This window comes from uncultured Sneathiella sp. (assembly GCF_963973085.1).
In the GTDB taxonomy this organism is placed as follows: domain Bacteria; phylum Pseudomonadota; class Alphaproteobacteria; order Sneathiellales; family Sneathiellaceae; genus Sneathiella.
Genome location: NZ_CAXAXA010000001.1, coordinates 870,244 through 884,045, shown reverse-complemented (window position 1 = coordinate 884,045; position 13,802 = coordinate 870,244). Strand labels below are relative to the sequence as shown.

Sequence of the window (13,802 nt, the reverse complement as noted above, 5' to 3'; positions counted from 1 at the left end):
CTCGTCAGGCTCATAACCTGAAGGTCGTAGGTTCAAATCCTACCCCCGCAACCAATCATTACAACGGCTTCTACTTCACGTTATTCCAAAGGCGGGTTCTTGAATGCTGGATTGTCGGCTATTTCCAGGATAAGTTTTTTTCGAACGGCATTGGCGAAAGTATCACTATTGTCAGCTGTAATCACAAACGCCCCGTTACCACCAATGATTAACTCGCTGAAGGCGGCCTCCAGATCGTAGTTATTGGGTCGACCGGAGCAATAACGGCATAAAACCGCAAGCCCGTTGATCGTTATATTTGCACTGACAACTTCGTCACGAGCGAATTCGATCGGCGGACCGCTCCAGTTGTTTGCGCTATCCGCGGAGATATCTATAACTTGTCGGAAGCTCCATATCTCATTATTTTCAATAAGATTTTTCCCGAACAACAAGGCGGAGCCGATAGCGTTATACCCACGAGCCTTCCTGGGAGGCAGAAGAAGATCCGATGCAAATTTTCGCGCGGATTCCTCACTATCAATGATTTGCCACCCGACGACAATATCTTGAGAGCCGGAGTCACCCCATTCGACATATGTAACAGCTATTTTGCCATATATGGAGGTCGTAATCGCGGAAATTACATCCGGGTTGGTGATTGCTTTTGCATAGCCTTCGCGTTGAAATAAAATTTCGGCGTCATCAATTGAGCCAGTTGCATCGGCAAGCAACACAAGCTCCAGTCCGACTTCAAGCTTCTCCTGCGAGATTGCGGCTGAGGACCAGAAGGTCGACAGGAGTAGTACAAGTATGATCGGTCTACGACGAAGCATTAGCATCCCTCGTGCGCTTTATAGGCATCTGATAATCATTTGCTATATTTTCTTATTGGTCAAGAGCAGCCTTACCCACCCCGGTCATGATTTATTCCAGCGCCCTCTTGAAGTCAGTTAGAATAATTCTAATTCATAATTATTGATGACCGTCCAGTGATTGGAGAAAGATAGATGTCAAAACAAAAGAAAATGACCACAACCGCCGGAGCACCTGTTCCCGATAATCAAAATTCAATTACTGCCGGGGAGCGTGGTCCGGTTCTTATGCAGGATTATCAGCTTCTTGAAAAACTGGCACATCAAAATCGCGAACGGATTCCGGAACGTGTCGTTCATGCAAAAGGCTGGGGCGCGCATGGGACGTTCACCGTAACCCAAGATATCAGCAGATACACACGCGCAAAAATATTCTCTGAAGTCGGGAAGAAAACCCCGATGATTGCGCGATTTTCTACTGTTGCCGGTGAGAAGGGGGCTGCGGATGCTGAGCGGGATGTCCGCGGATTTGCGCTCAAATTCTATACGGAAGAAGGAAATTGGGACCTGGTCGGGAACAATACACCTGTATTCTTCGTGCGGGACCCGCTGAAATTCCCTGATTTTATTCATACCCAAAAACGTCATCCGCGTACCAACCTACGGTCGGCTACCGCAATGTGGGATTTCTGGTCACTATCACCGGAAAGCCTGCATCAGGTGACAATCCTGATGTCGGATCGTGGTCTGCCGGTGGCCCCGATGTATATGAATGGGTATGGCTCCCATACCTACAGCTTCTGGAACGAGGACGGGGAGCGATTCTGGATAAAGTTCCATTTCAAGACGAACCAGGGACACCGGCATTATACGAATGAAGAAGCCACGAAGGTGGTCGGCGAGAGCCGTGAGAGCTATCAAGAAGAATTGTTCGGGACAATCGACCGTGGGGAATTTCCGCGGTGGACTTTGTTCATTCAGGTGATGCCGGAGGCTGATGCGGAGAAGACGCCTTATAACCCGTTCGATTTAACCAAGGTCTGGCCGCATGGTGATTATCCACCGATTGAGGTGGGGGTAATGGAGCTAAACCGCAATGCGGATAACTATTTTGCAGAGATTGAGCAGGCCGCGTTCAGCCCTTCCAATGTTGTGCCAGGGGTAGGTTTCAGTCCCGATAAGATGCTGCAGGCGCGCATTTTCTCCTATGCGGATGCACACCGCCATCGTCTGGGCACGCATTATGAGGCGTTGCCGGTCAATGCGCCCAAGGTTCCGGTCCACCATTATCATAAAGACGGTGCGATGCGGTTTTTCAAAAATGATACCGGCAACCCGGATGCCTATTATGAGCCCAACTCGATGGGCGGTCCCGTTCAGGATGAGAGCTATCGTGAGCCTCCGCTGAAAATATCCGGGAATGCGGACCGGTATGATCACCGCGTCGACAATGATGATTATTCTCAACCGAGGGCAATATTTAACTTATTTAACGATGAAGAGAAGGCGCGCCTTTTCTCTAACACGGCTGCTGCAATGGAAGGTGTGCCGGAGGAGATCATTCAACGGCAGCTTGGCCATCTCTACAAGGTAGACCCCGCCTATGCAGAAGGTGTTGCCTCTGCTGTGGGAATTACCCTCACAGATCAAGTCGAAGCGGGATAATGCCGAATTGGCTTTATGTTAGCCTCAGGAGTCTAGACTCCTGAGGCCTTTTTTATATTGGATTGGGAAATAGCTTTCCCTCTTTGCGATGCTGCTCAGCTCTCAGGTCGTAAACAGCCGTTCTGTTGCCAGTTTTCGCCACGCCTGTACATTTGGCGGTCCCAGCGTCTTGATCTTAATGTCATGAAAACCACGGCCCATCCAGCTTTGTGGCCGCCGGAATTGGGAAAGAGGGGCGTCGGCATAGCGAATGATCCGCTCAACCTTTTTAACGCGTCGCTCATGGTAGGTCATTAATGCTTGGTCGACATTCTGCATGGCAAGAGCATCTGCAAGACAGCGGCTTCCCTCGAGGGCCAAAGCGGCCCCTTGTTGGATCATCGGTGAACAACCATTCGCGGCATCGCCGACAAAGGCTATCCGCCGATCGAAAAAACAGGGCTTGATCACTGATTGTAGTCTACCTGCAATTATTTCAGCGCCATCAAGCCGTTCCAGAATGTCAGGCAACGGACCGCGATAACCGCTAAAAACACGTTTCAGATTTTCCAGCGGATCGTCCCCAAGAGGATGAGGAAGGCTATTTTCATACGCGTGGCCATAACAATACAGAGCGTCACTGCTGATCGGGAAAACCATGAAACTGTCTGCCTGTCCCACCATCTGCAGCGGCTGCAAACCATGATCCGGATGAGCAACAACAAAACGCCAGCAAACGACATTATGATCGCGGATTAATTCCTGCCCTTCAAAATTCTCCTGACGGGTAAGGGAGTTGAGGCCATCCGCTGCGACAAGAAGATCGTATGACCCGTTTAGAAGCTCGTTCGTGCAGGTAATCCTGACCGAGTCATCGTCATGCCGGGCGCTCAGTAACTCGGTATTATAGCGAACTTTTTTCTGAAGCCCTTCTCGCAGTGCGTCATTAAGCGCCTGCCGTTCAAGGGCGATGAACTGGTCGTTCTCAAACGGAGGGTCTGTCAGGCGCGCAATGTTGATCACTTTCCCATTGTTCTTGCAATAGGTAACGTTTGCTGCCTGATGGTACTGATCGGCTAATCTGTCGAATATTCCGAGTTTCTTGATTTCCCGGACAGCATTAAATGGGAGGACGATACCTGTTTTTTCAATATCCTCCGACGATTTCTTTTCGATAATTTCGAAATCCAGCCCAAATCTTTTTAGCCATTGGGCGAGGGAAAGTCCGGCTATTCCGGCCCCTACGATCAGAATTTTCGATGTCAATTCCGGTTGTTCCTCGTCGTAATCATACCCTCAAGCAAGTATAATTGATCAAGTATATATTCTAAAGGTAAATCAGAACAACCGGCAACGGATGTGTGTCCTCAAGCTGATGCTTTTTTAAGGCGTGCTATCGGTCTTCAAGTTGCGAAAAACCTTAGAGAATTAACGGATGCTCAATACTTTTTGTTTAGCTTCAATAAACCATAATTGATACGGTCGTGGAAAATTTGACTAACTATCAAAGAGAAATTTGCGTCGGAAAACGCACTAGGCGGTGCATATGCTAAGCGAAGCGGTAATGTTCGCTTGCTTGCTGGTCCTGCTTATTGTTTTCCTAAAAAGGAACAAACGTCTTACCCACGTCAAATTTGGACGTACCCTGATTAACCTTGGGCTATTTATTCTTGTTTGCGCCTCTCTTATAGACATGTTGTTTATAGGTGATGCTGCCCTTTTCGATATAGGTTACAGCCACAATGCGGCTTTGGAGATATGGCATTTCATCGCCTATATTCCGGGATTGGTTTTCATTGCCCTTGGTTTGTCGCGTATGCTACCGGCGATTGAGCGTCTGAATAGTGAGATCAAGGCACGCAAGCTTTCCGAACAGAAACAACGGGACCAGAATGAGCGTCTGCAACTGGCTATCGAGCGGGCAGAAATGGCAGAGAGCATTTTGCTCGATGCCATTGAATCGATGCCGGAAGCCGTCGCCATATATGATGCTGAAGATAGGTTGTTCGTCTGCAACGAACCCTATCGGTGCCGGTTTAAAGGTATCGCAAAAGATGTTGTGAGGCCTGGAGTTCATTTTCATGAACTGGTCAGGCGTTCTGTCGAAGCTGGCCTGCAGCCCGAAGCAATCGGACGCGAGGAAGAATGGATTGCAAGGCGAATTGAGGAGCATCAAAATCCCGAAATGCCCAAAGAGCAGGAATTCTACGACAGGCAGGTTTTCCGTCTTTCAGAGACGAAAACGAAATCCGGGGGCATTGTATCCATCCGCACCAATATTACGGATATCCGAAAGCGTGAAAGAGCTTTGGAAGAGAACCGTGCCAAACTTGAAGAAGCCCAAGCAATTGCCCATATCGGCAACTGGATGCACAACAGCGTCGAAAATACCCATGAATGGTCTGACGAGGCTTTCCGCATACTGGGGTTTGAGCCGGGCGAGACAGAACCCCGGTATGGTAACTTTATCAGGCGGGTCGATAAAGAGGATGTTGATCGCCTGGTTGCGGTTTTCGAAGCGGCGGAGTCAGTTTCGGAGCCGTTCGAGGTTGAATTTCGGGTTGTGCATGACGACAAGAAAATTACTCATGTCCGACTCTTGGGGCGGCCAATTATTGGCGAAACAGGCGAGATATCTGGAGCCAGCGGCACGATACAGGATATCACCGCCCAGCATATGTTCGAACGTGAACTAACGCAGGCGAAGCTGGAGGCGGAAGAGGGAACAAGATCAAAATCATTGTTTCTTGCAAACATGAGCCATGAACTCCGAACGCCACTAAATGCAGTGATTGGATTTTCGGAAGTGCTGGCAAAAGAGATTTTTGGCCCATTGGAGAATGAAAAATACCGTGAATATGCGGACAATATCCAATCATCTGGTAGGCATCTGCTTTCTCTTATCGACGATATTCTGGAATATTCAAGGTTTGAATCTGGCTCGGTTGCATTGCGGGAAACGGAAGTTAACCTTCTAGATATTGCACGTTCCACCAAAACAATGCTTGCTGCGAAGACAATTGAGAAGTCCATTGAGATAACACTATCTGATCAGCTGGATATCTGCCTTCGCGCAGATGAAAGAAAACTTAAGCAGGTGCTGATCAACCTTGTTAACAACGCCATAAAATTTACGCCTGAGAATGGCAGGATTGAGCTTAATTTATCAGCGGGCGACGAAAATTTTGTATCTCTTTACGTCATCGATAGCGGTCATGGAATCAGTAAGGAAGAAATTAACAATGTTATGCGACCGTTTGGCCGCGCGCGTTATTCTGTTTCCAAGTCAATTGAAGGGACTGGGCTAGGTTTGCCTCTCGCTAAATCGATTGTTGAATTGCATGAAGGCGAGTTGAAAATTGCAAGCAATAAGGGAAAACCGGGAACTACGATCGAGATACGTTTGCCAAAATACCGGGTCGTTGAAATTCCGGGGAATTATCCCCATCTTAACCTCGTTGCTCGTCCTTGATAGGACGTTAAGAATCATCATCTAACAGTGAATCTTTATGTAGCGTAGCAGTATTTTTTCTGCTACTGACGCTCTCTGAAAAATTTGGTTTCAACAACTAGACAGGTGGAACATTAGAATTGCAACTGCTCCAGGATTATGAGGGTTATGTCGCTGATCGCGAGCAAGCCCTAGCCGGTTTGCGGCGATATGAAAACGAAGCGACAGCTCTTGAAATCGAGCAGTCGAATGATGCTGTCCACTTTCTGTATATCAACGAGATTGCAGAGGCGGCCAGCAGATTTCTCAACGGATTTCCAGGCACATGTCTTTATGCGGCGAAAGCCAACCCGCACCCGGCCTTGTTACGGCTGTTGTGGGCGGCGGGTATCCGACATTTTGAGGTTGCCTCCATCCGGGAGATAGAGGAGCTGAGCGCTGCATTTCCGCTTGCTCAGCTTTACTTTATGCATCCTGTCAAAAGCCGGCAGGCGATCAACCGTGCCTATGCGCTCGGTGTTCGGCATTTTGCGTTCGATAGTCTGGAAGAACTGCGCAAGATAAAACAGGAAACCGGCCATGCCGAAGATCTCTCGCTAATGCTGCGTCTGAGCGTCTCGCAAGTCGGGGCCGCCTATCCGCTTGATAACAAGTTCGGCGCGACCCTAATGGAAGCACCGCTCTTACTGACGCATGCGCGCCAGATTGCGGAAAAGGTCGGTGTGACATTCCATGTCGGTTCACAGTGTCTCGAGATCGAGGCTTACGTTAACGCCATCTATAATATAGCCAATATGCTCGATGGGTGCGGTGTTGAGATCGATATGCTCGATGTTGGTGGGGGATTCCCGGTATCTTATCCGGATATGGAACCGGCACCGCTACAGGACTATTTCGACGCCATTCAGAAAACGCTCGTGGAGTGTGGTTTTGATACGCTTGAGATATTTTGTGAACCAGGCCGGGCCATGGTGGCTGCGGGCGGTGCGGTTGCCGTTCGGGTGGAACTTCGCCGCGGACAATCGCTTTACCTGAATGATGGAACCTATGGCGCCTTGTTTGATGCTGGTCAGTTAGGTTGGGCTTATCCGGTTGAGCTATATCGCTCCGGGCGTCTGAATGCCCCGTCAGAAAGCACGCAGTTTCAACTGTATGGGCCGACATGTGACAGCATCGACAAGATGAAAGACCATCTTGCGTTGCCGGATGATGTCTGTGAAGGTGACTGGATTATTTTCCGCCATCTGGGGGCTTATGGCTATGCCATGCAAACCAGATTCAACGGATTTTATTCAGAAACCATGGTAGGAATTGAATCGCCTGCCGAGTTCGCATAGCACAACAAGTTGAAAAAGGCGTCAGGTTAAAATGACACATTCCTCGAAGAGCAACGAGAAGGCGGCCCTTCTATCGAAGACCGTCGAGCATGTTGACATCAAGAGCTTTGATGCGCGTCCGATCATTGATGCGATGGGCAAAATGTCCTTCACATCGCGAGATCTCGCGCGGGCGTCAGAGATATTCAACATGGCCGTGAATGATCCGGATTGTGCAATTATACTCACCCTGGCGGGGTCAACCTCCGCCGGGGGTTGCATGCATGTTTACCGTGATCTGGTTGAACTCGGCATGGTGGATGCGATTGTATCCACCGGGGCATCTATCGTTGATATGGATTTCTTTGAAGCATTGGGGTATCGCCACTATCAGGCGGATAGTACAGTCGACGATAACGACCTGCGCGCGCTTTATATCGATCGCATTTATGATACCTACATTGACGAGGAAGAGCTTCAGCATTGTGACGAGGTTATCAAGGTCATCGCGGACAAACTGGAGAAGCGAGCGTATTCATCCCGTGAATTCATATATGAGATGGGCCGCTGGCTGAAAACCAACGCGGTGAAGAAAAACTCTCTTATTGAAACCTGCTATGATCATGATGTGCCGATTTTCGTTCCGGCGTTTTCTGATTGCTCTGCCGGATTTGGCCTGGTCAAGCATCAGGTCGAGAATCCGGAAAAGCATCTCAGTATTGACAGCGTCAAGGATTTCAGGGAGCTGACCGAAATCAAGATCGCGGCGGGGACAACGGGCCTGCTCATGGTTGGTGGCGGCGTACCCAAGAACTTTGTGCAGGATACGGTCGTTTGCGCTGAGATCCTCGGCAAGGAAGTTGACGTGCATAAATATGCGGTGCAGATCTCTGTCGCCGATGTGCGCGACGGGGCCTGTTCTTCCTCCACTCTGAAAGAGGCAGCGAGTTGGGGCAAGGTCAGCACCAGTTTGGAACAGATGGTCTTTGCGGAAGCTTCCTCCGTTGTGCCGTTGCTGGCATCGGATGTTTATCACCGGGGTGGCTGGAAAAACCGCAAGGCGCGGAAATTCACCAAGCTCTTTCAGTAGACGGCAAGCGGACCAGAAGTCATGACAGTTCCCTTTGACATACTCCCCTCGGAAGAGGGGTTTCTGGGCCTGCCCGAAGAGGAGGCTTTTGATTACGCGTCGGCGAAGGCCATTATCATTCCTTTTGGCCTCGAAGGGTCGGTCAGCTATGGCGGCGGAACCGCAAAGGGCCCATCGGCGATGATAGAGGCAAGCCATCAGGTGGAGCTTTTCGACGAAGATCTCTGGCGGGAGCCGTTCCGGGATTTCGGTATCGTGACGATGCGGGAGAAGCCTGTTGACGGACGTGACATAAAGGCTGCGATAGATGATCTGGCAGCCCTCACCGGAAAGGCGCTTGGCGATAATAAATTCCCGCTTGTCTTCGGTGGGGAGCATTCTATCACACCCGGTGCAATTCGGCCATTCCTTACGCAATATGATGATTTGGCGATCCTGCATTTCGATGCCCATGCGGATTTACGCGATGGCTATGACGGCGAGCATTATTCCCATGCAGCGGCAATCCGCCGGGTGCTGGATCATCCCACCGTTCCGATCGTTTCTGTCGGCATTCGCAATATATCGGCGGAGGAGATCCCGTTTCTGGACGCAAACAGCCACCGGATAACTATCCATTGGGGGAAGGATCGGGAGAGCTGGCGAGTAGAAGAAATTGTCGCGCCGCTTAAGGACCGTCCCATCTATCTGACGTTTGACCTTGATGGTTTCGATGGCTCAGTGATGCCCGCAACAGGAACACCGGAGCCTGGGGGGCTTTTCTGGAATGATGCGATCAAGATCATCAAGGCGGCCTCTAGAGCGGGCACGATTGTCGGCGCAGACATCAACGAACTGGCTCCTATCGAAGGGATGCATGCACCCAACTTCCTCGCAGCAAAGCTCGCATATAAAATCCTGTCTCTCGCACTTTCGAAGTAGCGGCGGTCTTGCTTGCCCAGAAATGGGCAAGTTTTTACCTCTTTTTTGAAGTAAATCAGCCTCATTTCGCTGGCAAAACTACAAACTACAGTGAATGTACAGGGGCATGAAGATGATAAAATCCTCACACCAAGCGCGAACTACCCTCAGAAAACTTCTTTCTGCGATAAAGACATCCCGGCGGCAGGTCACCGTCGTGGCAGTCATATCACTATTGAGTCTTGCGGTGATCCTGAACGTGGCAATGGCGCCCGTAACGAATGCTGAAAACGCGCTTTCCCAAGTTGCTTATCTTAAGAAAGATATTAACGGAACAATTTCGATCATTCGCTAACCGGTTTTCAGTCGATTATTGTCGTTCCTGTAATCCGTCCTGCTTCATGCGCCAAAGGCAGACTTCCACGCGGTCCTGGCCGAAGAAGGCCTCATTATTATAGGCAAGCGTCGGCACCCCCCAATGCCCCGCTTTTTCGAGAGCCTCCTGGTTCTCATTAACTTTGGCGGCATATTCGTCGAACCGGTCGGCAATCATATCATCGAGTTTGGCGAGGTCAAAGCCAGCGTCTGCCGCCGCTTTGGACAAATGGTCTCCTTCATGCCAGCCACGAACCTCCCCACTCCATATCAGATTTGAAATCTTGTCGAGGAACGCGAGACCATCACCGATTTCCGCGGCCGCAACGCCAAGATGGGTAAGCCGGTGGATATAGGGTTGTTCTATCGGAATTTCCTTGGTTTGCCGGTTCATTTTTACCGGGTCGGGGCGAGGCCAGGCAATCGGGATGTTGTTCATCTCGCCGACCCGCTGGATATCCGTCATAAGATAGTCGATCCAGAGTGGGTGTATGTCCTTGAAAAACTGCGGATTTCTGACAGCAATGGGATACACCGGCCGAACGTTGACATCCAGGTCATATTCCTTCGTCAATTCAACGATTCTGCGGATTGCCAGATAGGAATAAGGGCTTCTGAATGACCAGAAAAGATCAATGCTGTGGGTCATGGTTTTCTCCATTGTTATCTGTTACCTTTTCTTCACATTACGTCGTTATAGTGCCTTCAACCAACCAATTTTCTTTACCGATAGAGCTGTTTACGTCATTGTCACCTGAAATTAAGGACAAAATCAGCTGTTTTGATGTGATGCCCTGCGACTTGTAAGAGTTATAATGCCTTTTTTCCATATTTTTGTTTTGGCTGCGATACAGGGAATTACTGAATTCCTCCCCATTTCGTCGAGCGGGCACCTGTTAATGATCCCGTCGCTCACAGGTTGGCAAGATCAGGGCCAAAGTATTGATATTGCTGTTCATGTCGGGACACTGATAGCGGTTGTCGCCTATTTCCGCCATGATATATTTCAAATTGTTAAGGCATTTCTGATGCCTACTGATAAGAATGGGGCAGAGGGTCGGAAACTCGGATTTCATATCATCATTGCCAGTGTTCCGATTGTGATTGCCGGAGGTTTAATGTATCTCCTGCTCCAGAATGAATTAAGATCAATTCTGTTGGTGGCGGCGACGACAATTATATTTGGCATTTTCCTGGGCTGGGCTGACAAGAAATATCCTGTCACGAAGAATATCGAGGGTATTACAATGCTGGACTCGCTCGTAATCGGATTGTTCCAGATATTGGCGCTGCTCCCGGGAACGAGTCGTTCCGGCATCACCATGTCTGCGGCGCGAATGCGCGGCCTCAGCCGAAGTGACGGTGCGCATTTTTCCATGTTGCTCTCCATTCCGACAATTCTTGGGGCCGGAACGCTTGCGATATACCACCTGATTACCGCAGAAAAGCCGGAGATCGGAATGGATGCGCTGATCGCTGGCATAGTATCTTGCGTTATCGCCTTCATGGTGATCAGCCTGTTAATGCGCTGGATCGAAAAAATCGGCTTTACGCCGTTTGTTATATACCGATTGATATTGGGCACTGTTCTTCTGGTTGTCTATTTTGCGACTTGATGCCGACAATAGGTGCTCAACTATCTTATAAGCTCGCAAATAACTTGATTAATCCTGCCTAAACCCCATTTCCCCTAAATAGCGAATGGAAATGGACTTTGCATGTATGCTTTTAAAAACAGGTGGATAAAATCTTCCAGCCTTTTGCTGGCGGGATTTATTCTGGCCAATGCTGCCATTTCGCCGCCGGCGATTGCGGCAGAAAAGAACTCCGAACTACATTATACAGTATACTTGGGCGGACTTTACCTTGGCGGAATTGAAACCGAGATAGAACAGGGCGACAGTCAATACAAGATTGAAAGCGCAGCCAACACAAGCCAGGCGTTCAATTGGATTGTTAGCTGGTTCGCCAGTGGGGAAACTGAGGGCTTGATTGGACTCGACAAATTTTTCCCGCGCCAGCATCAGCACAAAAGCACCTGGAACCAGAACGTTCGTGTTGTCACGATGGATTACGGCAAGTCCGGCTCTGTCAGGGTTGAGAAAACCACTACACGTGACGAAGGTCCGGATCGATACACCCCGATCAATCCTGCGAGCCTGACAAATAGCATTGATCCGATGACGGCTATCCTGACGGTGACAAATCAGCTGGATGAAGGCAAGGGCTGCACAATGCGATTGCCGATTTTTGATGGTCATAGGCGTTACGATGCGATCCTGTCAGATGTCCCCTCTCGCTATTTTAAGCCCACGCGCTATTCCGTATTCTCCGGGAATGCAATCGGCTGTAAACTTGAATTCGATAGAATTGGCGGCTTTCCCGTTAATCAGCAACAAGGGCTCGACGCCAATTCCGACCAGGACGTCGTGGTCTGGGCCGGAGCCCCTATTGAAGGGGGTCTGATTGTGCCAGTGCGCATGCAATTAAAAACCCGCTTTGGGAATATGGAATTACATCTTGATCGCTATCGGGAAGGCCCTATGCAACTTGTCAGCCGGAACTCTCAGTAGGCCTTTTTCAGAGGTCTTGACAGATAATAAACTGGCCCAGGAAGTGATATTGATATAATCCACTATCCTTAAGGTATTCCATATGGGTAGAGTATCAGAGGTAGGCGTTGGCTGGGGAGAGAACAGTGACGGCGGTGAGCTTCGGAGAGAGAATACGGCGGATACGCCGTAGAAACGACCTCCCGGATTTAGAAAATAACAAGTTCCTTCATGAAGCGCTGAATCAGAACAAGCATGAAGGCTTGCTGCTGGCGGTGAAGGCCAGGACTATCTGTCTTGTCATTATTGGCCTATTCCTGATCTATCTCAGCCCAGACTGGTATGTTCTGTATTACGAAATACTGATTGTTGCCTTTATGCTCATTGGCTGGGCCCAGGTAAAAATTGGTCGGGTGGAGCGATCACGAGCGGAGCTTTTCCTCATTTTTCTCGATCTTGCACTTATGACGGTTGTGCTGGTCGTTCCTAATCCATGGGATCCGCGACCGTGGTCAGCTGCACTTCAGTATAAGTTCGGGAACTTTCCATATTTCTTTATACTTCTTGCCGCCGCTACACTGGCCTATTCATGGAGGACATTGGTCCCTGTTGTGGTGTTTACAGCTTTTCTCTGGATAGGTGGTTTTTTTTGGGCGACCTATCAACCGTCGGACATTACAGAGGTTACAGAGAAAGTCCGTGAAGCGCTCGACGGATATCCCAATATTCTCCATTTTATTGATCCGGGAAGCATACCGATAGAGCCGCGTATTCAGGAAATCCTGATTTTTGCGATTGTTGCTTTTATCCTTGCCCTGAATGGTTGGCGTACCAATCAGCTGCTTGTTCGCCAGGCGGAGGCTGCGCGTGGACGCGCTAACCTCTCACGTCATTTCCCGCCAAACATTGTGGATAATCTGGCGGAACGCGATCAACCGCTTGGGGAGGTGAGAGAGCAGCGTGTCGCAGTTCTCTTCGCGGATATTGTGGGTTTTACGAAAATGGCGGAGACAGAAACACCCGATAGAATTGTGTCGGTCTTGCGGGATTTCCACAGCCGTATGGAAGATTGTGTATTTGAGAATGGGGGCACTCTGGACAAATTTCTGGGGGATGGCCTTATGGCAACGTTCGGCACTCCTGAAACAACTCCGCAAGATGCTGAAAACGCATTGAAATGCTCAGTTGCGATGCAGCGTCATATGAGCCGGTGGAATGAAGAGCGGGAAAAAGCCGGTTTGGCACCAATCCGCCTTTCAGTCGGCATTCATTATGGTACCGTTGTTCTTGGCGACATCGGCTCTGAAAGACGGCTTGAGTATGCTGTGCTTGGCGATGTCGTGAATGTTGCCAGCCGCCTTGAGGCTTCGACACGCGAAATGAAGGCGGATATTGTCGTTAGCAGCGAACTCATGGACGCCGCCGGTGGCGAACAAATGGCCCGGGAGTTGGGTTTTGTCGAAAACGGCTCACAGAGTATTCGGGGCCGGGGAGAGGCTGTGACGACATGGCTTCATTTGATAACGACGCCTGCGAATTAGCTGAAACGCGGTCTTGGTCATAATAGGCGGTAATCCGAGGGCACTGAAAGATAAAAAGTCATTCGGAGGCGCAGGCCGAGATTGACTTTCACGTATCACGCTGCACACTCACCGGATATGCTTAAGTCGGGGAGGATCT

The 13,802-nt window shown here is 49.7% G+C and carries 11 protein-coding genes; 8 read left to right on the top strand and 3 right to left on the bottom strand.

Features of this window, described 5'->3' with window-relative positions; genetic code table 11:
• Positions 1-80: 80 nt before the first annotated feature.
• Positions 81-815 (bottom strand): DUF1194 domain-containing protein, encoded by a 735-nt coding sequence (locus AACZ19_RS04145; RefSeq protein ID WP_339631408.1) that lies wholly within the window; start codon positions 813-815, stop codon positions 81-83.
• A 174-nt stretch (positions 816-989) separates the two neighbouring features.
• Here AACZ19_RS04145 and AACZ19_RS04140 point away from each other — a divergent pair, with 174 nt between their 5' ends.
• The gene (locus AACZ19_RS04140) at positions 990-2,459 is read left to right on the top strand and encodes a catalase (RefSeq protein ID WP_339631401.1); all 1,470 of its coding nucleotides are present in this window, start codon (positions 990-992) and stop codon (positions 2,457-2,459) included.
• A 102-nt stretch (positions 2,460-2,561) separates the two neighbouring features.
• Here AACZ19_RS04140 and AACZ19_RS04135 read toward each other — a convergent pair whose 3' ends face one another.
• Positions 2,562-3,704 (bottom strand): NAD(P)/FAD-dependent oxidoreductase, encoded by a 1,143-nt coding sequence (locus tag AACZ19_RS04135; RefSeq protein WP_339631399.1) that lies wholly within the window; start codon positions 3,702-3,704, stop codon positions 2,562-2,564.
• Between the two features lie 280 nt (positions 3,705-3,984).
• On the opposite strand from AACZ19_RS04135, the gene AACZ19_RS04130 reads away from it, so the two are divergent.
• The 4 genes from AACZ19_RS04130 (at position 3,985) to speB (ending at position 9,216) form a co-directional block, all read left to right on the top strand.
• Positions 3,985-5,910 (top strand): ATP-binding protein, encoded by a 1,926-nt coding sequence (locus tag AACZ19_RS04130; RefSeq protein WP_339631397.1) that lies wholly within the window; start codon positions 3,985-3,987, stop codon positions 5,908-5,910.
• Between the two features lie 119 nt (positions 5,911-6,029).
• Positions 6,030-7,226, top strand: a complete 1,197-nt coding sequence (locus AACZ19_RS04125; RefSeq protein ID WP_339631394.1) for a type III PLP-dependent enzyme — start codon at positions 6,030-6,032, stop codon at positions 7,224-7,226.
• Positions 7,227-7,257: 31 nt separating this feature from the next.
• Positions 7,258-8,295 (top strand): deoxyhypusine synthase, encoded by a 1,038-nt coding sequence (locus AACZ19_RS04120; RefSeq protein WP_339631392.1) that lies wholly within the window; start codon positions 7,258-7,260, stop codon positions 8,293-8,295.
• Between the two features lie 21 nt (positions 8,296-8,316).
• Positions 8,317-9,216, top strand: a complete 900-nt coding sequence (speB, locus tag AACZ19_RS04115; RefSeq protein ID WP_339631390.1) for an agmatinase — start codon at positions 8,317-8,319, stop codon at positions 9,214-9,216.
• Positions 9,217-9,565: 349 nt separating this feature from the next.
• Here speB and AACZ19_RS04110 read toward each other — a convergent pair whose 3' ends face one another.
• Positions 9,566-10,219, bottom strand: coding sequence for a DsbA family protein (locus tag AACZ19_RS04110; protein WP_339631389.1), 654 nt, complete (start codon positions 10,217-10,219; stop codon positions 9,566-9,568).
• Positions 10,220-10,385: 166 nt separating this feature from the next.
• On the opposite strand from AACZ19_RS04110, the gene AACZ19_RS04105 reads away from it, so the two are divergent.
• The 3 genes from AACZ19_RS04105 (at position 10,386) to AACZ19_RS04095 (ending at position 13,663) form a co-directional block, all read left to right on the top strand.
• Positions 10,386-11,186: an undecaprenyl-diphosphate phosphatase gene (locus AACZ19_RS04105; RefSeq protein WP_339631388.1), complete on the top strand. Its 801-nt coding sequence runs from the start codon at positions 10,386-10,388 to the stop codon at positions 11,184-11,186.
• A 102-nt stretch (positions 11,187-11,288) separates the two neighbouring features.
• A complete protein-coding gene (locus AACZ19_RS04100; protein WP_339631386.1) occupies positions 11,289-12,143 on the top strand; it encodes a DUF3108 domain-containing protein in 855 nt (284 codons plus the stop codon).
• Between the two features lie 125 nt (positions 12,144-12,268).
• Positions 12,269-13,663, top strand: a complete 1,395-nt coding sequence (locus AACZ19_RS04095; protein ID WP_339631384.1) for an adenylate/guanylate cyclase domain-containing protein — start codon at positions 12,269-12,271, stop codon at positions 13,661-13,663.
• Positions 13,664-13,802 lie beyond the last annotated feature (139 nt).